At 71.9% G+C, this 22,460-nt stretch carries 13 protein-coding genes and 1 pseudogene; 3 read left to right on the top strand and 11 right to left on the bottom strand.

All coding sequences use genetic code 11. From position 1 onward, the window contains the following. Window positions 1-102: 102 nt before the first annotated feature. The 6 genes from ACZ6I3_RS36375 to ACZ6I3_RS36350 all read right to left on the bottom strand — a co-directional run bounded on the left by ACZ6I3_RS36375 (window position 103) and on the right by ACZ6I3_RS36350 (window position 8,955). The gene (locus ACZ6I3_RS36375) at window positions 103-831 is read right to left on the bottom strand and encodes a glycoside hydrolase family 12 protein (protein WP_469420587.1); all 729 of its coding nucleotides are present in this window, start codon (window positions 829-831) and stop codon (window positions 103-105) included. A gap of 131 nt (window positions 832-962) precedes the next feature. Next, the gene (locus ACZ6I3_RS36370; RefSeq protein ID WP_469420585.1) at window positions 963-2,942 is read right to left on the bottom strand and encodes a beta-galactosidase; all 1,980 of its coding nucleotides are present in this window, start codon (window positions 2,940-2,942) and stop codon (window positions 963-965) included. Further along, a complete protein-coding gene (locus ACZ6I3_RS36365; RefSeq protein ID WP_469420583.1) occupies window positions 2,942-5,143 on the bottom strand; it encodes a WD40/YVTN/BNR-like repeat-containing protein in 2,202 nt (733 codons plus the stop codon). Before ACZ6I3_RS36365 ends, ACZ6I3_RS36370 begins: the two co-directional genes overlap by 1 nt. Before the next feature lie 118 nt (window positions 5,144-5,261). Then, window positions 5,262-6,200, bottom strand: a complete 939-nt coding sequence (locus ACZ6I3_RS36360; protein ID WP_469420647.1) for a carbohydrate ABC transporter permease — start codon at window positions 6,198-6,200, stop codon at window positions 5,262-5,264. A gap of 8 nt (window positions 6,201-6,208) precedes the next feature. After that, window positions 6,209-7,246 carry an ABC transporter permease gene (locus tag ACZ6I3_RS36355; RefSeq protein WP_469420581.1) on the bottom strand — a complete coding sequence of 346 codons (1,038 nt, stop codon included), beginning with the start codon at window positions 7,244-7,246 and terminating at the stop codon, window positions 6,209-6,211. 26 nt (window positions 7,247-7,272) lie between these two features. Further along, window positions 7,273-8,955 (bottom strand): type 2 periplasmic-binding domain-containing protein, encoded by a 1,683-nt coding sequence (locus ACZ6I3_RS36350; RefSeq protein ID WP_469420580.1) that lies wholly within the window; start codon window positions 8,953-8,955, stop codon window positions 7,273-7,275. 371 nt (window positions 8,956-9,326) lie between these two features. Between ACZ6I3_RS36350 and ACZ6I3_RS36345 the strand changes: the two genes are divergently transcribed. Continuing rightward, window positions 9,327-12,164, top strand: coding sequence for a glycoside hydrolase family 3 C-terminal domain-containing protein (locus ACZ6I3_RS36345; RefSeq protein ID WP_469420579.1), 2,838 nt, complete (start codon window positions 9,327-9,329; stop codon window positions 12,162-12,164). Window positions 12,165-12,276: 112 nt separating this feature from the next. On the opposite strand, the gene ACZ6I3_RS36340 is transcribed toward ACZ6I3_RS36345, so the two are convergent. From ACZ6I3_RS36340 to ACZ6I3_RS36330, 3 genes are all read right to left on the bottom strand, one after another. After that, window positions 12,277-13,722, bottom strand: a complete 1,446-nt coding sequence (locus ACZ6I3_RS36340) for an aldehyde dehydrogenase family protein (protein ID WP_469420577.1) — start codon at window positions 13,720-13,722, stop codon at window positions 12,277-12,279. Between the two features lie 114 nt (window positions 13,723-13,836). Then, a complete protein-coding gene (locus ACZ6I3_RS36335) occupies window positions 13,837-15,531 on the bottom strand; it encodes a PucR family transcriptional regulator (RefSeq protein WP_469420575.1) in 1,695 nt (564 codons plus the stop codon). Between the two features lie 135 nt (window positions 15,532-15,666). Continuing rightward, window positions 15,667-17,862 (bottom strand): ATP-binding protein, encoded by a 2,196-nt coding sequence (locus ACZ6I3_RS36330; RefSeq protein ID WP_469420574.1) that lies wholly within the window; start codon window positions 17,860-17,862, stop codon window positions 15,667-15,669. Window positions 17,863-18,114: 252 nt separating this feature from the next. Here ACZ6I3_RS36330 and gabT point away from each other — a divergent pair, with 252 nt between their 5' ends. Further along, window positions 18,115-19,449 (top strand): 4-aminobutyrate--2-oxoglutarate transaminase, encoded by a 1,335-nt coding sequence (gabT, locus tag ACZ6I3_RS36325; RefSeq protein ID WP_469420572.1) that lies wholly within the window; start codon window positions 18,115-18,117, stop codon window positions 19,447-19,449. Between the two features lie 162 nt (window positions 19,450-19,611). Further along, window positions 19,612-19,828 (top strand): annotated as a pseudogene (locus ACZ6I3_RS36320) (phosphatase PAP2 family protein); the annotation flags it as partial. 26 nt (window positions 19,829-19,854) lie between these two features. Here the strand turns inward: ACZ6I3_RS36320 and ACZ6I3_RS36315 are convergent. Both ACZ6I3_RS36315 and ACZ6I3_RS36310 read right to left on the bottom strand, forming a co-directional pair. Then, a complete protein-coding gene (locus ACZ6I3_RS36315; protein ID WP_469420571.1) occupies window positions 19,855-20,457 on the bottom strand; it encodes a DinB family protein in 603 nt (200 codons plus the stop codon). Between the two features lie 29 nt (window positions 20,458-20,486). Next, window positions 20,487-22,436 carry an acyltransferase gene (locus ACZ6I3_RS36310; protein ID WP_469420569.1) on the bottom strand — a complete coding sequence of 650 codons (1,950 nt, stop codon included), beginning with the start codon at window positions 22,434-22,436 and terminating at the stop codon, window positions 20,487-20,489. Between the last annotated feature and the right edge of the window lie 24 nt (window positions 22,437-22,460).

The raw sequence follows: 22,460 nt of genomic DNA, 5'->3' as shown, positions 1-22,460 counted from the left end.
TCGCCCCCCCCCCCCCCCCCCCCCCCCCCCCCCCCCCCCCCCCCCCCCCCCCCCCCCCCCCCCCCCCCCCCCCCCCCCCCCCCCCCCCCGGCCCGTTCCGGGTCAGCTGCTGGTGATGCTCATGCTGTTGGCGCGGAAGTCCAGGCCGCCGGACGACGAGGTGATCTCGAAGCCGAACTGGACGTCACCGATGGTCTCGTTGCCCATCCACCGCTTGGTGTCCTTGATCCACTTCAGGACGGGCAGGATCTGCACGGACCCCGAGGTCGAGTCGGAGGTGCGCAGGAACGAGAAGACGTCCCAGTACGTACCGTCGGACCGCTGGGCCCGGCCCTTGTAGACGTCCCAGGTGTGGCCGCCGACCGAGACGCGCTCCTGGTAGCTGCCGAGCGCGCCGACGGCCCCGTTGTAGTTGACCCAGAGCATGATCTCGTAGTCGTGGTCCGTGTCCCAGACGTCGTACGAGGTGTTGTACGAGCCCGACGACGGGACGGTGACGTTGTAGCTGCTGTTGAGCGACCCGAGCGAGGTGATGGACTTGTTCACCACCTTCTTGGCGTTCGGGTAGGACTTGATGCCTCCGGTGTTGGGGTGGTTGGCGTTGACGCCCCAGTTGGTGCCGGAGTTGGCCCAGATGCACTGGGCGCCGGCGCCGCCGCCCCAGATGTTGTTGTAGAGCGTGTAGCCGTTCAGGCTCGTGTTGCCCCACTGGTCGCAGGAGTTCCAGACGGCGGCGGAGGCGGGCGCGGAGGCGAGGGCGATGGTCGCGCCGAGTGCCAGGGCCGGGGCGAGCAGGGCCTTGGTGACCCTGCCGAGGGTGCGTGATGCCATGGGGTCCCTTCCAGGGGTGGGGGGATGGGGTAGGAGCTACCGCGCCCTCAGGGTGAGGACGCGGTGGGTGCGGCCCGGCCGGGTGCGGCTGCCAGGTGCCGTGGGCGGGGGCGGGGGCGGGGGCGGTTCGGTCATCGCCGGAGTACCGCCGCCTCGTAGCGGCCGAGGGTGATCCGGTCGGTGACGGCCGTGCCGGTCAGCAGGTCGTGGTGGGTGCCGGGGACCTCGACGGTCACCGGCTCGCGGCCGTGGTTGAGCAGGAACAGCAGCTCGCCCCGGCGTACGGCCTCCACCTGCTCGGGAAGGCCGTCGAGCACGGGCCGGACGCCCGCGCCGTCGGCGATCCGGGCCAGCAGGTCGCGCAGCGCGTCCGGTTCCGGGAGCGTGGAGAGGTACCAGGCGCGGTCCTTGCGCAGGACGGCGGGCATGCCGTCCAGTTCGCCGCCCTTGTAGCGGGTCGTGTCGTCGGGGTCGGCGGGCTCGATCTCCTCGGACCACAGCGTGCCCCGGAAGCCCTCGCAGGCGACGGTCTCCCCCGCGTCCAGCGGCCACCACTCGTGCAGCGTGCGGATCCCGAACAGCTCCCGGAGCCGGGCGTCCATGCCGCCGGGACGCACCCGGTCGTCCTCGTCCGCGACGCCGGTCAGGAATCCGCAGACCAGGGTGCCACCGCCGCGGGCGTAGGCGAGGAGGTTGTCGATCGCCGCGTCGGTGAGCGCGTACAGCTGGGGCACGACGACCATCGAGTACGGCGTCAGATCGTGCTCGGGGTGCGCGAAGTCGGTGGTGAGGTGGGCCTGCCACAGGGCCCGGTGCCAGGCGCGCAGCACGTCCGGGTAGTCCACCTGGGAGGACAGGCGGCCGTCCTGGGAACCGGCCCACCAGGCGTTCCAGTCGTGCAGGACGGCGACGTTCGCGGTGATGTGCCGGCCGGTCACCTCGGGGGCGATCCTCGCCAGGTCCGCCCCGAGCCGCTTGACCTCCTGGTACGTACGGCCGTCCTCCCCTGCGTGGCTGACCATGCCGGAGTGGAACTTCTCGGCGCCCTGCCGGGACTGCCGCCACTGGAAGTAGCAGACGGCGTCGGCGCCCCGGGCCACGGCCTGCAGGGACCACAGCCGGTTGAGGCCCCGGGGCTTCGGGTGGTTCACGCCCCGCCAGTTGACCGGCCCGGCCGCCTGTTCCATGAGCATCCACGGCCCGCGTGCCTGGGAGCGGGTCATGTCCTGCACCAGGGCGCCGTTCTGGGCGCCGAGCGGATCGCGCGGGTCGGGGTAGAGGTCGACGGAGACGACGTCCTCCTCCCCCGCCCAGCGCCAGGCGTCCTGGCCGAACCACAGCGGCATGAAGTTGCTGGTGACCGGCAGGTGCGGGGTGTGGCGCCGGACGATGTCCCGCTCGGCGACGTAACACTCCAGGAGCATGTCGGAGGTGAAGCGCCGGAAGTCCAGGACCTGGCCGGGGTTGCGCATGTAGTGGGGCAGACGGGGCGGCAGGATGCCGTCCCAGGTGTCGTAGCCCTGGCTCCAGAAGGCGGTGCCCCAGGCCTCGTTGAGGGCGTCGAGCGTGCGGTACCTCTCGCGCAGCCACCTCCGGAAGGAGGCGGCGGCCTCGTCGCCGTAGTCGAAGGTGCAGTACTCGTTGTTGATGTGCCACATCGTCAGGGCCGGGTGGCCGCCGTAGCGGGCGGCCAGGTCCTCGGTGATGGCGGCGGCACAGCGCCGGTAGGTGGCGCTGGAGTGCGAGAAGTGCTGGCGGCCGCCCCACCACTCGGTGCGGCCGTCCTCGGTGACGGGCAGGGTGTCGGGGTGCAGCCGGCCCATCCAGGGCGGGGGCGAGGAGGTGGGGGTGGCGAGGACGACCCCGACGCCGTTCTCGTGCATCAGGTCCATCAGGGTGTCCAGCCAGCCGAACTCCCGTGCCCCGGGCTCCGGTTCCAGCTTCGACCAGGAGAACACGCCGAGGGTGACGGAGTTGACGCCTGCGGCCTTCATCAGCCGGACGTCCTCGTGCCAGGTCTCCTCCGGCCACTGCTCCGGGTTGTAGTCGCCGCCGAAGAGGAGCCGGCCCCGGGTGGCGTCGCTCAGGGCGGGCCCTTGTCGCTCGGCCATCAGGCGGGCTCCCCGTACTGCACACCGCGTCCGTTGGTGGCGATGTAGACCCGGCCGTACACACGCGGGTCACCGGTGACGGCCGCGCCGGTCCAGCCCCACTGGTGCCGGTCGTCGTTGATCCGGGTCCAGGTCTTCGCCTCGTCGTCGGAGCGGTGGACGGCGGTGCTGCTCTCGGTGGAGCCGACCATGTAGAGGGCCGGGTAGGAGGCGCCCTCGGCGGCCTTGCCGAAGCCGAGGGTGTACGAGGCCCAGCAGCTGCCGACCTTGGCGAAGGTGACGCCCCCGTCGGTGGAGCGGTAGAGGCCGTTCCACTTCAGGCTCAGCCACAGGTCGCCGGAGCGGCCGGGCGTCACGGCCAGCTGGAACTCGGTGTCGCCCGACGTCAGGCCGGTGGCCCGGGCCGAGAAGGTGAGGCCGCCGTCGGTGCTGGCGAACAGCGTGCCGGTGGTGGTGTCGAAGGCGTAGAAGCGCTTGGAGTCGACCGGATCGGCGAGCGGGACGGCGCCCTTGGGGAAGGAGGTGGCCTCGGTCCAGGTGGCGCCGTTGTCCGCCGAGCGGTATCCCGGGTTGGCCGTGCCGAAGGACCACAGCAGCACGCTGCCGTCGCTGTTGGTGGCGATCGGCCCCGGCGCGCTCCTGGCCATGGGCGGCTGGGCCTCGAAGGGCGCCCAGGTCTTGCCGCCGTCGTTCGATTGGGCGCCGTTGCCATGGTCGCCCCACCCGGCCCTGACCACGTACGACGGCTTGGCCGCGGCCTGCGCGAGGCCGGTCGAGGTGCCGAACACCGGGTTCGACGCCATGCCGCGCTTCGGCGATGCCGTGAGCCGCTCGTGGTACATCACACCGATGTCCCCGCACCCGCTGATCAGGTGCGCCTCCCCGGACGGAGGCGAGAGCAGCTGGCGGACGGACGCCTCCTCCAGGCCGCGGATCTGCGGCGCCCAGCGCTTGAGATCGCGGGTGCCGTAGAGGGTCGCGCCGGTGCCGTACACGACGTGCCCGGAGTCGTACGGGTCAAGGGCGACCGCCTGGATCCACCACCCGAACTTGGGCTTGTCGGCCCCGAACGTCAGATACGGCGTCTCGGAGACGTCGAGGACAGCCTTGTCCTTCAGGGACTTCCACGTGCGGCCGCCGTCGGTGGTCCGGTACAGGGTGTCGACCAGCGCCCAGCGGTTGTTGGTGGAGACGACGACGGTGCCGGGCCTGCGGGCGTCGACCGCGGCACCGCCGTACCCGAAGGAGTCGGTCCCGCCATCCTCCGTCGGCCCGCCGGGCTTCACCGGAGTGACCTCGGTCCACTTCCCGTCCGTCGTCCGCAGCTTGTGCACGCTGCCGTCGGACTGACCGTTGGGGCCGGGCGCGTTGGCGTACGTCACGTACAGCTCGCGCGTGTGCCGGTCGTAGGCGGCCCGGACCGGCACCTTGGCGGCGGGGCCGGTGGGCTGCTTCGGGACGGCCTCCCAGGTCGTGCCGTCGGACGTGCGGTAGAGGCCGGGCTTGCCGGCCGTGCCGTCGGAGTCGCCCCAGCCGGCATAGAGGGTGCGGCCGGCGGCGACCAGGAGCGTGACGCCCTGGCCGGTGGCGCTGGGGGCCGCCGGGAAGCTCACGGCCTTGAACGTCGCACCCCGGTCGGTCGACTTGAGCAGTCCGTCGTGCCGGGTGCCGAGCCATAGGGTGTCGCTGTCCCTCGGGTCCACGAGCAGCCGCTCCCCGCAGCCACGCCCGTCCTCGTTGGCCCCGAGCTTCACGGTCAGGTCGGTGCGCTTCCAGGTGGCACCGCGGTCCTCGGACCGCAGCACGGCCCCGTTGCCGGCCCAGGACTGCGCGTATGTGCCGAGGGCGAGGTACAGCCGGTTCGGGTGGGCCGGGTCGACCGCCATGGCCTCCACACCGAGCAGGTTCCAGTCGTCCCAGCCGATGTGGTCGGTCAGCGGGATCCACCGGTCGGTGCGGTCGTCCCAGCGGTAGGCGCCGCCGATGTCGGTACGGGCGTAGGCGAGGCCGCGGACGGAGGGGTGGAACAGCACGCCGGTGACGAATCCGGTGCCGCCCTGGACGACGTTGCGCCAGCGGTATCCGCCCTTCGCGGGCGTACCGGCTTCCGCCCGCCCCTGAATCAACGGAAGGGAGACGACCGCGGCGACGGCAGCGGTCCCGGCCAGCACGGAACGTCTGCTGAGGTGGAATGTGGGCATGGCGTACCTCGGTTCTTGCAAAGACGGGGAAGGGAGATGCCCTTTTTCAGGGGCGCGGGGAACTGCGCGAACAACCACGACGCAGCCGCGGACAACGAACTGCGGACAAGCCCTGCGGTCAGCCCTTGACCGCGCCCGTGAGCATGCCCTTCTTGAAATGCTTCTGGACGAACGGCGAGATCACAGCAACCGGCAGCAACGCCATCACCATCACGGCCATCTGAATCGCCAGCGCGGAAATCTGCCCGGTCTTGATCGCCTGACTCACCCCCACCGGCGCCTCCTGCTTCTGCACCAGCTGGATCATGACGTTCTGCAACGGCATCATGTCCTGGTTGCTCAGATAGATCGACGCGTTGAACCAGGCACTCCAGTAACCGACCGCGTAGAACAACGTGATCACCGCGATGACGGCCCGGGACAGCGGCATCACGATCTGCCAGAGAATCCGCCAGTCCCCCGCCCCGTCGATCCGCGCACTGTCGACGAGTTCCGACGAGATCCCCATGAAGAACCCGCGCAGCACCAGGATGTTGAAGACACTGACCGCACTCGGCAGGATCAGCGCGAGATACGTGTCCGTCAGTCCGAGCGACTGCACCAGCAGATACGTCGGAATGAGCCCGGCCCCGAAGAACATCGTCGCGAGCAGCGTCATCAGCAGCCAGCGATGCCCGAGCGAACCGCTGCGGGACAAGCCGTAGGCGGCCAGCACCGACACCGTCATGGAGAACACCGTGCCGACCAGCGTGACGCACACGCTGACGATCGCGGCCCGGGTCACCTGCCCGCCGCTCAGCAGCTCCTGGTAGGCGATGAAGGTGATGTCCTTCGGGATCATCACCAGTCCGCCGGCCTCGGTGATGGTCCGCTTCGAGGAGAGGCTGGTGACGACGACGATCCACAGCGGGAACAGGACGGCGAGGCAGGCACCGGCCAGGACGATGCCCTTGCCGGCGATCCCGGCCTTGCCCGGCTCGTCGTCCCAGACGGGTCTCGGCGGGGCCTCCCACCAGCGCGGTGCGCGCGCCGCCTCCTCGACGGCGGCCTTGTCCATGACGGTGGTCACTTCTTGTACACCCCCTGCTCGCCCATGAAGTGGGCCACCTTGTTCGCGGCCAGGACGAGTGCCACGCTCACCAGGCCCTTGACGAGCCCCGCGGCCGCCGCGTAGCTGAAGTCCTGGTTGCGGACGCCGTTCCACCACACATAGGTGTCGAGGACTTCCGACGCGCCCGGTCCCACCGCGTCGCGTTGCAGCAGGATCTGCTCGAAGCCGACGGTGAGCGCGTCACCGACCCGCAGCACCAGCAGCAGGGCGATCACGGGCCGCAGCGCGGGCAGCGTGACGTGCCACATGCGGCGCCAGCGCCCGGCCCCGTCCATGGCCGCCGCCTCGTAGAGGTCGGGGCTCACGGAGGCGAGCGCGGCGAGGAAGACGATGATGCCCCAGCCGGCGTCCTTCCAGACGCCCTCCGCCGTCACCAGGAACTTGAAGATCCCGGGGTCGGTCATGAGGTCGAAGCCCTCGTAGCCGTGCTCGCGCAGGGTCTGCGCGATGATGCCGGCGCCGCCGAAGATCTGCTGGAAGACGGTGATGACCAGCACCCAGGAGAAGAAGTGCGGCAGGTAGAGGATCGCCTGCGACACCGCCCGCACCCGGGGCCTGATCACGCTGTTGATGAGCAGCGCGAGCACGATCGGGATCGGGAAGAACAGCACCAGCTGGAGGCTGAACAGCACGAGGGTGTTCTGCACGGCGTCCCAGAACGCCGAGTCCGCGAAGATCCGCTCGAACTGCTCCAGGCCCACCCAGGGGCTCTCCAGCATCGCGACGAAGCCGTTGTCGCTGACGTACGGGTCGTACTCCTGGAAGGCGACGGCGTTGCCCAGGATCGGTATGTAGTTGAAGACCAGGACCAGCGCGATGGCCGGCAGGGTCATCAGGATCAGGGTGCGGTCGCGGCGCAGCCGCAGCCTCAGGCTGACCTTGCCGGAGAGTTTCTTCCCCGGCCGCTCCCCGGTGGGGACGTCCGTCCCCCCGCGGGCTTCCTCACTCGTCTTCGCCTCGGCCCTGCTGCGAGGCACCGTGCTGTGGGACACGGCCTACTCCTTGCCTCAGCGCCTGGTCACTGTGCGGAACCGTTGGTGTCGTGCAGCTTCTGGTACCAGTCCCGCAGCTTGTCGCCGCCCTGCTTCTTCCATTCGGCGACGGCCTGCTGCACATCGCTGATCTTCTTGCGGCCGCGGACGACGTCGTCCTCCAACTGCTCGAAGTCATTGGAGAGGTTGGTGTAGCGGGCGGGCTCGGTGATCTGCATGCCCCAGAAGGTGGACTTCTTGGTGAAGGCGCCCATCCGCTGCTGCCACTCCACCTGCTTCTTCGCGATGTCCGGGAAGTCCGGGTGCGCGATGGTCGGGGCGGGGCTCGCGAGCATCACGTAGGCGTTCACGACCTCCTGGTTGCCCTTGTCGTTCTTGGTGGGCACCCCGTCCTCGACGGTGTAGTGCGTGCCCTCTACCCCGTAGTTGGTGAGCATGTACTCCTTGGTGCCGTACGGGGCGGCGGTGACATTGGCGGCGGCCAGGATGTCCTCGACGACGGCCTTGGACGCCTTCTTGTTGACGAAGGCGAAGATGCCCGCGGGGGAACCGGCCCACAGCGTGGGGTCGCCGCCGTCGGCGCCGAAGATGTCCATGCCGGAGATGCGGAAGTCGGTCTTCTGGCCCGCCTGCTCGGCCATCTTGCCCCACCAGGACGTGATGTTGTCGTTGTACATCAGGACCTGGCCGGCCGTGAACCGGTCACCCGCGGTGCCCTGGACCGCCTTCGCGTCAGGGTGGACCACACCCGCCGAGTACAGCTTGCGTGTCCACTCCAGCGCCTCGAGGTACTCCGCGGTCTCGACCCGGTAGATCATCTTTCCGTCGGTCAGGTTCCAGCCGAGCGGCTTCTCGCTGCCGGAGAGCACACCGAAGAAGTTGAAGGCGGACCACTTCATGTCGTCGCAGGCCCATACCTTGGCCTTGGGCCGGCTGATCTCCTTGGCGAGCGCGAGGAACTCGTCCGGGGACTTCGGGAGGTCGTAGCCCTCCTTGTCGAAGACGTCCTCGCGGTAGAAGGGCACGATGCCGGTGACGGAGGGGGCGGGCTGGGGCAGACCGCGCAGCTTGCCGCCGAAGATGGAGTACTGCCAGGCGCCGCTCGGAATGGCGGCGAGGTTCGGGTACTTCTTGACCGCGTCCCCGGACAGGTAGGGGCCGAGGTCGGCGAACTTGGAAATGATGGCGCTGGGTATCTTGCCGCCCATGTTCCAGCTGGGGATGACCACGACGTCCGGCACCTCGCTGGAGGCGAGGACCGCGCCGAGCTTCTCGTCGTAGGTCATGCCGTCCTGGTTCTGCCAGGAGATGTCGACGCCGATCAGGTCGTTCATCGCCTGGTAGTAGGCGTTGTCGCCCTTCGGCGGGGTGCCCCAGAACGGCGACATGATCTTGATGGCGCTGCCCTTGCCGAGCTTCTTCGGCACCGAGGCCTTGAGGTCGGACAGGGCGAGCTTGCTCGTGAAGCCCATCGCCGAGCCGTGCTTGGACGGGATGTCCGGCGTCACCACGTTGCTGGCGACGTACGCCGGCAGCAGCTTCTTCGCCGTCTTCCCCGACGTGGTGCCGTCCCGCGATCCGCCGTCCGAACCGCCGCAGGCGGCGAGCAACGGCATCCCGCCCGCCACGGCCGCGGTGGCGACCGCAGTGGAGGCGAGGAAGGATCTCCGGCTCGGTCCGGAGGAGGCGGAGGCGGCGTTCGGCGTCATTGCGTCAACCCTTCATGGCACACCAGGACACCCGGCGGAGGGCCGTCGGCTGCGGTGTCTCGAGTGGAACTGGCTGAGCCGAAGCGATACTCCGACGAGTGACGAGGAATGCGCACCACCGGGTGGCGGACTTCACAGTCGAAGCGCTTCGATGTTGCTGCGAGATTAAGTGAACACCCAGGGGTGCACAAGGGGCGATTCCAAGATTCTCCCGAGGTGTGCACGATCGCGATCTGACACGAATGGCGCTTGGAATCGCGCCGCAGGGTCGGAGTTGTTGCGCCGAGGTGTCTTGACACCCACCCCCACGTCGAACCAGCATCGAAGCGCTTCGAAAGCGTCTCGCCGCTCCATCGCAAAGGGAATCCCACGTGACCGCACACACGCCGCCCACGCCGCCGTTCCGCGATCCGCGCCTGCCGTTCGCGAAGCGGATCGACGACCTCCTGTCGCGGCTCACCCGGGAGGAGAAGACCGCCTTCCTGCACCAGTACGCACCCGCCGTCGGGCGCCTCGGCATCGCCGCCTTCCGCACCGGCCAGGAGGCCCTGCACGGCGTGGCGTGGATGGGCCCGGCGACGGTGTTCCCGCAGGCGGTCGGTCTCGGCGCCACCTGGAACCCGGAGCTGGTGCGGCGGGTCGGCGACGCGGTGTCCAAGGAGGTCCGCGCGATGCGCGCCAAGGACGACCGGGTCGGGCTCAACGTGTGGGCCCCGACGGTCAACCTGCTGCGCCACCCGCTGTGGGGCCGCAACGAGGAGGGCTACTCGGAGGACCCGAAGCTCACCTCGGCGATCGCCACCGCCTACACGCACGGGCTGCGCGGCGACCACCCCACCTACTGGCGCACCGCGCCCGTGCTGAAGCACTGGCTCGCCCACAACAACGAGACGGACCGGTCGACGACGTCGAGTTCGGTGCGTCCGCGCGTGCTGCACGAGTACGACCTGCGGGCCTTCCGCGAGACCGTGGAGGCGGGTGCGGTGGCCGGCGTGATGCCCGCGTACAACCTGGTCAACGGCCGGCCGAACCACGTCTCCCCCCACCTCGGCGAGCAGCTGCGGTCCTGGACCGACGAGGAGCTGCTGGTCTGCTCGGACGCGGGCGCGCCGAGCAATCTGGTCGACTCCGAGCACTACTTCGACACCCATGAGGAGGCCACCGCCGCCTCCCTGGTGGCGGGCGTCGACAGCTTCACCGACCACGGCACGGACTCCTCGCAGATGACCGGGCGACTGCGCGGTGCCCTGGAGCGCGGTCTGCTGACCGAGGCCGACCTCGACCGTGCGGTCCGCCGCCAGCTCTCGGTCCGCTTCCGCCTCGGCGAGTTCGACCCGGAGTACGACCCGCACCACGCCACCAGCGAGTTCGACTCCCCGGGGCACCGCGCCCTCGCCCGGGAGGCGGCCGAGCAGGCGGTCGTGCTGCTGAAGAACGACGGGGTGCTGCCGCTCGCCCCGGACACCCGGATCGCCGTGGCCGGCCTGCTCGCCGACGAGTGCAAGCTCGACTGGTACAGCGGCACGCTGATCCACCGCTCGACCCCGCTGGAGGGGCTGTACGAGCGGTTCGGCGCAGAGCGGGTGGAGTTCGCGGAGGGGGTGGACCGGGTCCGGCTGAAGACCTCCGCGGGCACGTTCCTGCACGTGCCGGTTGCGGAGGACGCCGCCGACGAGGTGCGCGGTGCCGAGGGAGCGCTCGACCCGGCGCTGCTCGCGGGCCGCACCGACCTGCCCCCGCTGACCACCGACGCGACCGGCACCGAACTGGCGCTGGCCGACTGGGGTGCGGGCGTCCTGACGCTGCGCGCGCCCGACGGCCGCTATCTCTCGGTCGCCGAGGACGGCCGGGTCCGCGCCTCCGCCGACCAGCCGGGCGGCTGGATCGTCCAGGAGACGTTCCGCCTGGAACCGCACGAGAGCGGGCACCTCCTGAAGCACGTGGGGACGGGTCGCCACGTGTGTGTCTCCGCCGACGGCGTGAAGGTTGCCGAGGAAGATCCCGAGGTGTTCGAGCTGGTTGTCGCCGAGCGCGGCGAGGACGCGGTGGCGCGGGCCGCCGCGGCGGCCGACGTGGTCGTGGTGGTCGCGGGCAACGACCCGCACATCAACGGCCGTGAGACCGAGGACCGTACGACCCTGCGTCTGCCGGAGCACCAGGAGCGGCTGCTGCGGGCCGCCCGCGCGGCGAACCCGGCGACCGTACTGGCCCTGGTCTCCGCCTACCCGTACGCCGTCGACCCGGCCGGTCTCCCGGCCGTGCTGTGGACCGCGCACGGCGGCCAGGCGGCCGGCACCGCCCTGGCCCGTGTGCTGGCGGGCGACGTCTCCCCGGCCGGCCGCCTGCCGCAGACCTGGTACGCCGACGACGCCGCTCTGCCCGGCCTCCTCGACTACGACGTGATCGGCTCCCGCCAGACGTACCTGTACTTCGAGGGCACGCCCCTGTTCCCGTTCGGGCACGGCCTGTCGTACTCGTCGTTCGCGTACGACGGCCTGACGGCCCGGGTCGGGGACGGCATGCTGCACGTCTCGTTCTCCGTCACGAACACCGGTGACGTCGCCGCCGACGAGGTCGCCCAGCTCTACACGCGGGCCGTCGACCCGTGCGTGCCGCGTCCGCGCCGCGAGCTGCTGGACCACCGGCGCGTCTCTCTCGCCCCCGGCGCCGCGGCCGAGCTGAGCTTCGAAGTTCCGCTGACCGCCTTCGCGTTCTGGGACGTCGCGCAGGACCGGTGGCGCGTGGAGCCGGGCGCGTACGAGCTGCTGGCCGGGGCCTCCAGCGAGGACGTCCGGCTGCGGACGACCGTCACGCTGGAGGGCGAGCCCACCCTGCCGCGCGCGGTCGTCGCGGGCGGGCTGGCCGTGGCCGGTTTCGACGAGCAGAGCGGCATCGAGATCGTCGACCGGACGAAGGTGTCGGGCGACGCGGTGACGCCGGTGGGCGGGTCCGCGGGTGAACTGGTCTACCGCGACTGCGACTTCGGGCGCGGCATCACCGAGGTGACGGTGGAGGTGGCCGGCGAGGGCACGGTCGAGGTGTCCCTCGACGGCGGCCCGGCGCTCGCGGTGCTGTCAACCGCCGGCCCCACATCGGGCCCGTACGACTACGTCCCGCTCGGCGCGTCCGTCGCCGCCGCGGGCGTGCACGACGTCCACCTCAGGCTGCGCGGCCCGCTGCGGCTCGCGCACGTCGGCTTCTCCGGTTGAGGGTCCGGAGCAGGCCGGCGCACAGAAGGGGCCCGACACCGGAAGGCATCGGTGCCGGGCCTCTTCGCCGAGCCTATATGAAAATGGTTCCCATGTGCTAGAGCGGTCGGGGCTAGAGGTCGATCCCCGTCAGGACCAGCACGCGCTCGTAGGTGTAGTCCTCCATGGCGAACCGCACGCCCTCGCGGCCCACGCCGGACTGCTTGACGCCGCCGTACGGCATCTGGTCGGCACGGTAGGACGGCACGTCGCCGACGACGACTCCGCCGACCTCCAGGGCCCGGTGGGCACGGAAGGCGGTCTGGAGGTCGTGCGTGAAGACGCCCGCCTGGAGGCCGTACTTGGAGTCGTTGACGGCGGCGAAGGCCTCGGCCTCGCCGTTCACCTTCTGCACGGTGAGGACCGGTCCGAAGACCTCCTCGCAGGAGATCGTGGTGTCCGCCGGTACGTCGGCCAGGACGGTCGGCGCGTACGAGGCGCCGTCCCGCTTGCCGCCGGTGAGCAGCGCGGCACCGGCGTCAACGGCCTCCTGGACCCACGTCTCGACGCGCCGGGCGGCGTCCTCGCTGACCAGCGGGCCGACGTCGGTGGCGTCGTCACCCGGGTCGCCGGTGACCTGGGCCTCGACGGCGGCGACGACGCGCGGCAGGAGCCGGTCGTAGACCGAGGCGTCGGCGATGACGCGCTGGACGGAGATGCAGGACTGGCCGCCCTGGTAGTTGGAGAAGGTGGCGATGCGCTGCGCCGCCCGGTCCAGGTCCTCGTCGCTCGCCCAGTCGGCGAGGACGACGGCCGCGCCGTTGCCGCCCAGCTCCAGGGTGCAGTGCTTGCGCGGCACCGACTCCATGATCGCGTAGCCGACCTTCTCGGAGCCGGTGAACGAGATGACGGGCAGGCGCTCGTCCCGCACGAGGGCCGGCATCTTGTCGTTGGCGACGGGCAGGACGCTCCAGGAGCCCGCCGGCAGCTCGGTCTCGGCGAGCAGGTCGCCGATGATCAGGCCGGACAGCGGGGTGGCCGGGGCCGGCTTGAGGATGATCGGCGCACCGGCGGCGATGGCCGGGGCGATCTTGTGGGCGCAGAGGTTGAGCGGGAAGTTGAAGGGCGCGATGCCGAGCACGACGCCCTTCGGGAAGCGGCGGGTGAGGGCGAGCCGGCCCTGGCCGCCGAGGTCGGTGTCGAGACGCTGGGCCTCACCGCCGTTGAAGCGCCGGGCCTCCTCTGCGGCGAACCGGAAGACGGACACGGCCCGTCCGACCTCGCCGCGCGCCCACTTCAGGGGCTTGCCGTTCTCGGCGGAGATCAGCCGCGCGATCTCCTCGGTGCGCTCGACGAGACGCTTGCTGACGTGGTCGAGGGCGGCGGCCCGTACGTGGGCGGGGGTGGCGGCGAACTCGTCCCGCACGGCGTACGCGGCGGCCACGGCCTCCTCGACCTGCGCGTCCGTCGGCACGCTCACCTTGCCGACGAGCCGCCCGTCCCACGGGGAGCTGACGTCGAAGGTGTCCTCGCCGGTGGCCTGACGGCCGGCGAGCCAGAAGGCGTGGGTGGAAGTCATGTCCGGGTTCCGGCCCTTCGACGTCGGGGGTGGTCCTGTACTGCGGGTACCCACGGTAGGGGCGGGGTGGCCGAAGGGCGTTTATCCAAGGTGTAGCAGTACCGGCCGTGAACGCTACGGTTTGGCGGGCGGGGCCGGTTCCGTGGTGGTCGCCTTGAGGGCCAGCCAGAGCTCCATCCGGGCGTCCGGGTCGTCCAGGGAGCGGCCGAGGATCTCCTCGACGCGGCGCATGCGGTAGCGCAGGGTGTGCCGGTGGACGCCGAGGTCGGCCGCCGCCGCGTCCCACTGGCCGTGCCGGGACAGCCAGGCGCGCAGGGAGGCGACGAGGTCGCCGCGGCCCGTGGCGTCGTGCTCGTACAGCGGCCGCAGCATCCCGTCGGCGAAGGCCCGCACCGCGTCGTCCGCCAGCAGCGGCAGCACGGATCCGGCCGCCATCTGCTCGTGCTCCACCAGGACCCGCCCGCGCCGCCGGGCCACCGACAGGGCCTGCCCGGCCTGCTTGTACGCGGCGGAGGCGGCGATGGGCCCGGCCGGTGCCGACAGGCCCACGACCAGCTCGGCCTCCTCCCCGCCGGGCGCCTTCTCGCGTACGCCCGCCCGGGCCGCCTCCAGGGCTGCCGCGTACTCCCCGCAGGCCGCGGCGGCGGCACCGCGGTCCGCGGCCAGCACCACCAGCCGCTCCCCCTCGGGCACCACCAAGACGGCCTCGCCGGCCCGGGCCGCCGCGGACTCCATGACGTCGGCGAGCGCCGCGAGGGGGTCGCCGCCGGTGTCGGCCGCCGCGAGCGCGGCGGCGGAGGGCCGGTCGACGGCCGATCCGCCCGCCCGGGTCTCCGCACGGGTCAGCGCGGCCGACGCCGACACCGGCACCCGCTCCGCGACCAGCATCCGGAACGGTGCGTCCAGCAGTCCGCCGTACAGGCTCCCGGCGACCGTGCGCGCGTGGTCCGGCTCCCCGGCCAGCAGCATGCGCAGCACCGCCGCGCCGACGCGCTGCTCGGCGGCCTGGAGGGACCGGGAGCGTTCCGTGGTCAGGGTCAGCAGCGCTATGGCCGAGTGGACGGCGTAGCGCTCGGCGGTGCCGAGGGCGGCGGCCGTGCCGACCGCGAGGGCCGCGCGCGGGCGCCGGCCCGTGCCGATGGTGTGCAGTTCGACCCGGTCCTCGTTCTCCGGCCCGCCGACCACCGAGGAGGCGGGCGCGGGCCGCTCCCGCAGCCGCTCGATGTCGCCGGTGAGCCGCGCGGCCCGCCGGCCGGCCCACTCCGGTGCCGTGGCGACGACGGCGCCCGAGGCGTCGTACAGCGCCGCCCAGCCGTCGACCTGCGAGGCAAGCGCGGCCAGCAGCCCCTCAGGACCGCCGGTCTGCGCCTGCTTGGTCAGCTCGCGCTGGGCGGCGAACCCGGCCGTGACGGACCGGTACTGGTCGGCGGCGATCGCGGCGGACACGGCCTTGCTGATGGCGAGGAAGGGGGTGCGGCGCGGCACCTCCAGCAGCGGCAGACCCTCTTCCCCGGCCGCGTCGACGAGCGCCTTGGGCGTCTCGTCGTAGTTGACGCCTATGGCGAAGCCGAGCCCGACCACTCCGGCCCCGGCCAGCCGCCGCACGTACCGGCGCATGGCCTCCGGGTCCTCGGCGTCCAGCTTGAGCGCGGTCATCAGCAGCAGTTCCCCGCCCTCCATATAGGGCACGGGGTCGGCCAGCTCGCTGACGTGTGCCCAGCGCACCGGCACGTCGAGGCGGTCTTCGCCCGCCCGCACGGTCAGTTTCAGCGCGGAGTGGTGGACGAGCGAGGCGAGCGTCGGGGGCATGAGGCCTTCATGTCTGCGTCAGGGCTGTGTGGTGCTGTGTGATCTTTGTGCTCTTTTGGCCTTCACGTATGAACGACCTGTGACGATTCTGCCTCACCGTACGGTCCCCGCGTACCGCGCCGGTGCCGGCAGACGTCAGCCCCGCAGGTCGACCAGCAGCGGCGGCGCGTGCTCGCCCTTCACATCGGTCAGCGACAGCACCGCGTGCCCCGCCGGTACGCCGTGCGCCAGCTCGGACGCGGACCAGCGCTCCCGCTCGACCTGCCGCACGGTCACCGCCCGCGCGGTCGGCGCCTTGCCGGTGATGACCCGGCGCAGCATGTGCACGGCCTTGCCCGCCGGGGTCTCGGCGATGATCTGCCGGTCGGTGACGTCCCGGGCCTCGATCCACTCCTTGCCCCACACCTCGGCGAAGTCCTGCCCGTCCCAGGGCGTCAGCCCCGACAGCGCCATCCGGCAGCCGGTGGCCCCGAGCAGCGGTCCGCGCAGCGGCCGGGCCACGTCGTCCAGCGTCCGCAGGGTGAGCACGACACCGGCGTTGCCGGAGCGCAGCCGCTGGATGCCGCGCACGGCCTCCGGCGTCACCACACCGGTCGCGTCGTCCAGCACCAGGCAGGCGAACAGCGACCGGTCCTCGCGCACCGCGACACTCGCCGAGAACTGCGCGAGCACCAGCCGCGCCAGCATCCGGGAGGCGTCGGCGTGCCCGCGCTCGGGCAGGTCGATCCGCACCCGCACGGGGTGGTCGAGGGCCTTGAGGGTGAAGGGCCTGGTGGCCCCGGACGTGTCGAAGAACGAGGCGAAGGCGGGCCGGTCCAGCAGCGCGACCCGGTCCGCGAGCACCCCGCCGACATCTCCGGGCTGCCCCATCTGCCGCTCCCTGGCGTCCAGCTCCCGCAGCAGCGACTCCTGCCCGGAGTCCTGCAGCCCCTGCCGCAGCGCGGCGAACGGCCCGGGCGCCCCGTCCAGGAGCTGGCGCAGCTCCGGTACGGAGGGAAAACGCCCGTGCACGGCACGGAACGGTCCGAGCAGCTGGGCGAGCACGGTCGTGGAGCGCCGGGTGTCACTGCCCGGGTGCGGATCGGCGAGGTCCCCGACGAGTGCCTCGGCGAGCACGGCGGCGGCCTCGTCCGGGTCGGCGGTCCCGCCGTACAGGTCGAGGTCGTACTCGGAGTCCTGGTTCCCGATCCTTACGACGACGTCGTACGCGTCGGCCGGCCCGAGCCCCGCGCCCGCCCCGCCGACCACGACCACGGCGGCCCGCCCGGCCAGCGCGTGCAGACACAGCGACTCGGCGAGCGGACGGACGACGGTACCGGTCTTGCCGGACCCGGCGGGGCCGACGGCCACGAGCGAGGTGCCGAGCAGATCGGGCCCCAGACCGAGCCCCGCGCCCCGGTAGGCGTACGGGTTGCGGGTGTCGTCGACGGTGGTCCCCAGCCGCACCTGGCCGGTGACGAGGTCGTGCCGGGCGAGGCGCGCCGGCAGGTCGCGCTCCCCGGAGGGATGGAGGCAGGCTGCCGCGCCGTCCCGCAGGACGGTGGAGCTGAAGGTGGCGAGGCTGTGCCGTCCGGTGCGCACGCCCTGCCAGGCACGGAGGATCCGGGCGTGGTCGACGTCCCGCATGAGCCCGGAGCGGGCCTCGGCGGCGAGCCGCTCGGCGGCGTCGACGGCTCCGGCGGCGCGGAGCTCGTTCCACTGGGCCGGATCGTCCTGAGGGTCCCGGTGGGCCGTCTGGGGTTCCGGCCGGCGGAAGCGGGGGACTACGAAGCGGCGCCACACCTCTCCCCAGCGGCCGAGCCGGGCCACCCCGACCATGATCCCCAGGGCGACGAGCAGCTCGTACCCCTGGTACACGATGAACGTGCCGGTCTCGCCGAGATCGCTGTCGCCGCCGCGCCAGGCATCGGGAACGATCAGGTCGAACGGCACCCACCACCAGGTGCCGAGGTACCCGTTCTGCAGCAGCGACCAGATCAGCCACCCCACCAGGAAGGCGATCAGCGCCCCGCTCAGCAACTGCCGGTCGGGGATCTCCTCGGGCTCCTCCGCGGGCCGCGGCCGGTGTCCGAACCGCCAGACGCCCGGCGCCGCGTCGGGCCGGGGCGTGCGCAGCCAGGTCATGAAGGACGAGCCGTCGGGCACCGGCGGGGTCCCGGGAGCCCGCGTGGGCCGGGGCGGCACGGCCGGTCCCTCCGGGGGCCCGCTCCGGCCGCCCGGTGGCTCGCCGAGGCCGTTCGGTGGCGCCGAGGGCACCTCCGTCGCCCCCGCCGGACGCGGTACGGGACTCGCATGCGTACCCCGCGCCTCCTGCGTCCCGTCGCTGTCCATCGCCCTTTCCCCCTGACCAGCCGCTCCGTCCACCATCAGCGAGCCAATCTAACGCCCTCCCCTGGGGAGTTCACCGCTTACACGGCCGGGTCGTGGGCAGCAGCCCACCAGAGCGCCATGTCCACCCCGGACAAGCCGCCCCTGCGACAACGCCCACATGGAGCATGCCCACCCTCCTTTACCCGCCCTAGCCTGCGAGAAAAGAAGCCAAGCGTCCGCAGCACACCGTCCGCACCACCCCAGGAGCCCCGCATGACCTCACTTCCGCAGGAGCGCCGCGTCGTCACCGCCATCCCCGGTCCGAAGTCGCAGGAACTGCAGGCCCGCCGCACCGCCGCGGTCGCGCAGGGCGTGGGCTCCGTACTGCCCGTGTTCACGGCGCGTGCCGGCGGCGGGATCATCGAGGACGTCGACGGCAACCGGCTCATCGACTTCGGCTCGGGCATCGCCGTGACGTCCGTCGGCGCCTCCGCCGAGGCCGTCGTCCGCCGGGCCTCCGCCCAGCTCGCCGACTTCACCCACACCTGTTTCATGGTCACGCCGTACGAGGGGTACGTCGAGGTCGCCGAGGCGCTCGCCGAGCTGACCCCCGGTGACCACGCCAAGAAGAGCGCCCTGTTCAACTCCGGCGCCGAGGCCGTCGAGAACGCCGTCAAGATCGCCCGCGCCCACACCAAGCGCCAGGCCGTCGTCGTGTTCGACCACGGGTACCACGGGCGTACCAACCTGACCATGGCGCTGACCTCGAAGAACATGCCGTACAAGCACGGCTTCGGACCGTTCGCGCCCGAGGTCTACCGGGTGCCGGTGGCGTACGGCTACCGCTGGCCGACCGGCGCGGAGAACGCGGGCCCCGAGGCCGCCGCGCAGGCCATCGACCAGATCAGCAAGCAGGTCGGCGCGGAGAACGTGGCCGCTGTCATCATCGAGCCGGTGCTCGGCGAGGGCGGTTTCATCGAGCCGGCCAAGGGCTTCCTGCCGGCGATCAGCAAGTTCGCCTCGGACAACGGCATCGTCTTCGTCGCCGACGAGATCCAGTCCGGCTTCTGCCGCACCGGGCAGTGGTTCGCGTGTGAGGACGAGGGGATCGTCCCGGACCTGATCACCACCGCGAAGGGCATCGCCGGCGGTCTGCCGCTGGCCGCCGTGACCGGCCGCGCCGAGATCATGGACGCCGCGCACGCGGGCGGCCTGGGCGGCACCTACGGCGGCAACCCCGTCGCGTGCGCCGGTGCGCTCGGCTCCATCGAGACGATGAGGGAGCTCGACCTCAACGCCAAGGCGAAGGACATCGAGGCGGTCATGAAGGCCCGCCTCACCTCGATGGCCGAGAAGTTCGACATCGTCGGCGACATCCGCGGGCGCGGCGCCATGATCGCCATCGAGCTGGTCAAGGACCGTGCCACGAAGGAGCCGAACCCGGAGGCGACCGCCGCGCTCGCCAAGGCGTGCCACGCGGAGGGCCTGCTGGTCCTGACCTGTGGCACCTACGGCAACGTGCTCCGCTTCCTGCCCCCGCTGGTGATCGGCGAGGACCTGCTGAACGAGGGTCTCGACATCATCGAGCAGGCCTTCGCCCGTATCTGACACGGCAGTTGCGCATCTGAGCCGCCGCCGGGGCAGGTGAGCCGTCCGGGTTCCGCTCCCGGGGCGGCGAGCGGCAGAGCGTGTGAAGAAGGTGTGCGAGGTGGATGACAGGCGGCCCTACGGCCTGTCCTCCGCCCTGCCCCTGTCGTAGGTTCTAACCAGATGAGAGATACACCCCCGCCCACAGGGGACTGTGGGTGACATCAGGCCGGGGCCTCCCCAGCTTCGACCTGGTCGTGCCCTCGCGCACACAACCGGAGCCTGTGGCTCTGGATCTCCTCACCGATCGGACGGTCGCCCGCCCCAAACCCCCCGGGGCGCGCGACGTTCCGGTCCGGACGGCCGCCTCGGAACCACCCCCCCTGTTCCGGGGCGGCCGACCTCCAGCCGTCCATCGGCTCTCGATCAGCTGTCACCGGCCTCCCGCGCCACGCGCTCCAGTCGACGCCGGTGCTTCTCCCACCACTCCTGATCGCCTTCCGGCATGTTGTCGCCGCTCTTCGTCAGCCCGACACTGCCGTCGATGAGTTCGCGCACGATGTCGGCATGGCCCGCGTGCCGCTGCGTGTCGGCGATCACTCTCACCAGGATGTGGTGCAGCGTCACCTTCCGACGCTCCTCGGGCCACCACGGGACGTGACCGGTCGCGTCCAGTGCCAGCGTCCCGATCGTGCGGTTCGCGTGCTCCCAGGCGGTGCGGTAGAGCCCGGCGATCTGCTCGCGCGACTCGTCCGCGGTGGCCCACATGTCCGCGTTGGGTTCGGCGTCCTGGGTGTACCACCAGCTCGGGGGCGGTTCCTCGACGAAGTACGGCCGCCCGAACGTGTCGCCGAAGTACCCCAGCTCCACCCCGGCGACGTGCTTGACGAGGCCCAGCAGGTTGGTCCCGGTCGGTGTGAGCGGGCGGCGGATGTCGTACTCGGAGAGCCCTTCGAGCTTCCAGAGCAGGGCGTCGCGGGCGTCCTGGAGGTAGCGGAGCAGGTCGGCTTTCGGGCCGGGTTCGGTCATGCCGGGAGTCTGGCACCCGGCACTGACAGTCAGCCGGGCAGAGCGGGCTCCCGGCGGTGGATGCCACGCGGGCGGTAGCCCAGGGCGTCGGCGACACCGACGACATCCGCGAGCAGCCAGATGATCGCGAGCCACATCTCCGTGCCCTGGAGGCCGGGGTCGCGGCCCGGGCCGGTGCCGTCGGGGGCCGGGCCGAAGGCGAAGCCCTGGCCGGGATGCCAGCGGCGCAGGGCGGCGGTGAGCTGGGCCGCCGCCCAGGAGCGGGCCTCTTCGGAGCGGTGGGTGGTCTGCCGGGCACAGAGCCACAGGGGGTGGATGACGTCCAGGATGTTGCAGGCGTTCTCGCGGCCGGGCGCGAAGTGGCGGGGGTCGCGTGCGTGGGCGAGGACCGTGTCGATCACGCGCTCCGCGTACGGCACGGGCAGGCCGAACTGGGCGAAGGAGCCGCGGGTGAGCCGGTAGTAGCCGTTGACCGGCTGGAGGTGTCCGTCCCGCGGTGTGGGCGAACCCCACATGCCGGTACGGCGGTCGACCCGGGTGTGCAGCCGGCCGAACAGCGCCTCCAGCGCCCCGGGCGCGGCCGCTTCCACGCCGAGGCGCAGGTTCCAGTGCGCGGCGGTGGCCCAGGAGTCGACCCACGCGCCGGCGTGCCAGGCACGGTCGTGCCAGGGCAGTTGGGCCAGGTGGGGGACCAGCTGCTCCGCGGTGGTGCGGCGGACCGCGTGGACGGGGTGGGCGAAGGAACTGCCGAGCAGGTCCAGCGCGTACCCCACGCACAGCACGTGATAGGCCGGGGGCCCGTCGTCCGGCACTCCGGCCGGGCCGGGGAGTGGCGGTGGTGCGCCGTACTCGGGTATCAGGCCGGTGGCCGGGTCCTGGAGGCCGCGCAGTCGTGCCACGTGCTCGGCGGCGGGCAGCTGGGGCGGCGCGTCCCCGAGGAGGAGGTCGGCGATCTCGACGGCGTCGCACTGCGCCCGCACGGTGGGCTCGGCGCCGGGCCGGTCGGCGAACCGGAGGGTGTCCGGCCGCCAGCAGCGGTCCAGCACCTCGACCGCCTGCGCACGGGCGGCCCCGGCGAAGCCCGAGAGCGCCTCGACGAGGGCGGGGGTGCCGGCGGGGCGGGGTGCCACTCCGTGCGGGGCCCGGGGAGCGTGACCGAGCACGTCGTCGGCGGGCCGCTGATCCCCACCGCGCGGTACCGCACCGCCGGGCACAGCCCTGTCCTGCGCCGCGCTGCCCAGCACCGCACCTTCCCGTACCGCACCGCCCGGCACCACACTTTCCCCTGCCACGCCGCCCGGCACCACACCTCCCCCAACCGCGCCGCCCGGCACCGCAGGTACCGCTGCGGCACCGCCGGGCGCCGCGCTCCCCTCTGCCCCACCGCCAGGCCCCGTTTCGCGCGGTTCTCGGCGGTCCCTGATGTGGCGGGCCGGGTTGCCGGCCGCCATTGTCCAGGCGGGCAGGTTCTTGGTGACGACCGCGCCGGCGCCGATGACGCAGTGGTCGCCGATGGTGACGCCGTCCAGGACGACCACGTGCGAGCCGATCCACACGTCGTCGCCGATCGTGATCCCTCGGCTGGTGACCGGCTGCCGGTGGACCGGCAGGCCGGGCGCGGTCCCGTGGTTGAAGCCGAGCAACGAGCTGTGGGCGCCGACGCGTACGCCGTCCCCGAGGGTGACGGTGCCGCGCACCACGGTGAAGGGGTTGATCGTGCAGTCGGCGCCGGTGCGTATGTCGCCGGTGACGTACGCGTGGGCCGCGATGTACGAGCGGTCGCCCAGGTCCAGGTGCTCGGGGTACACGGCGGCCGTCTCCGCGACGAAGCAGCCCTCGCCCAGCCGTACCTCACCGGCCCCCGCGAGGAGCCGTTTCCGGCGCTGCTCCTGTGCCGCGCGCTGCGCCGGCGACGCCTGCTCGGCGTAGAGCCACGGACAGTGGTCGAAGAGGCCGTCGTCGCTCTCCGGCTGGTTCACGTGATCCTCCACGGGGGTCGCGCG

This window comes from Streptomyces sp. NPDC041940, assembly GCF_055589465.1.
The sequence above is the reverse complement of the archived record's forward strand: the minus strand, read 5'-3'. Positions and strand labels throughout refer to the sequence as shown.

Coding starts and splice junctions, on each gene's coding strand:
- ACZ6I3_RS36375 (WP_469420587.1), bottom strand. CDS start 831: ATGGCATCACGCACCCTCGGCAGGGTCACCAAGGCCCTGCTCGCCCCG.
- ACZ6I3_RS36370 (WP_469420585.1), bottom strand. CDS start 2,942: ATGGCCGAGCGACAAGGGCCCGCCCTGAGCGACGCCACCCGGGGCCGG.
- ACZ6I3_RS36365 (WP_469420583.1), bottom strand. CDS start 5,143: ATGCCCACATTCCACCTCAGCAGACGTTCCGTGCTGGCCGGGACCGCT.
- ACZ6I3_RS36360 (WP_469420647.1), bottom strand. CDS start 6,200: ATGGACAAGGCCGCCGTCGAGGAGGCGGCGCGCGCACCGCGCTGGTGG.
- ACZ6I3_RS36350 (WP_469420580.1), bottom strand. CDS start 8,955: ATGACGCCGAACGCCGCCTCCGCCTCCTCCGGACCGAGCCGGAGATCC.
- ACZ6I3_RS36340 (WP_469420577.1), bottom strand. CDS start 13,722: ATGACTTCCACCCACGCCTTCTGGCTCGCCGGCCGTCAGGCCACCGGC.
- ACZ6I3_RS36335 (WP_469420575.1), bottom strand. CDS start 15,531: ATGCCCCCGACGCTCGCCTCGCTCGTCCACCACTCCGCGCTGAAACTG.
- ACZ6I3_RS36330 (WP_469420574.1), bottom strand. CDS start 17,862: ATGGACAGCGACGGGACGCAGGAGGCGCGGGGTACGCATGCGAGTCCC.
- gabT (WP_469420572.1), top strand. CDS start 18,115: ATGACCTCACTTCCGCAGGAGCGCCGCGTCGTCACCGCCATCCCCGGT.
- ACZ6I3_RS36315 (WP_469420571.1), bottom strand. CDS start 20,457: ATGACCGAACCCGGCCCGAAAGCCGACCTGCTCCGCTACCTCCAGGAC.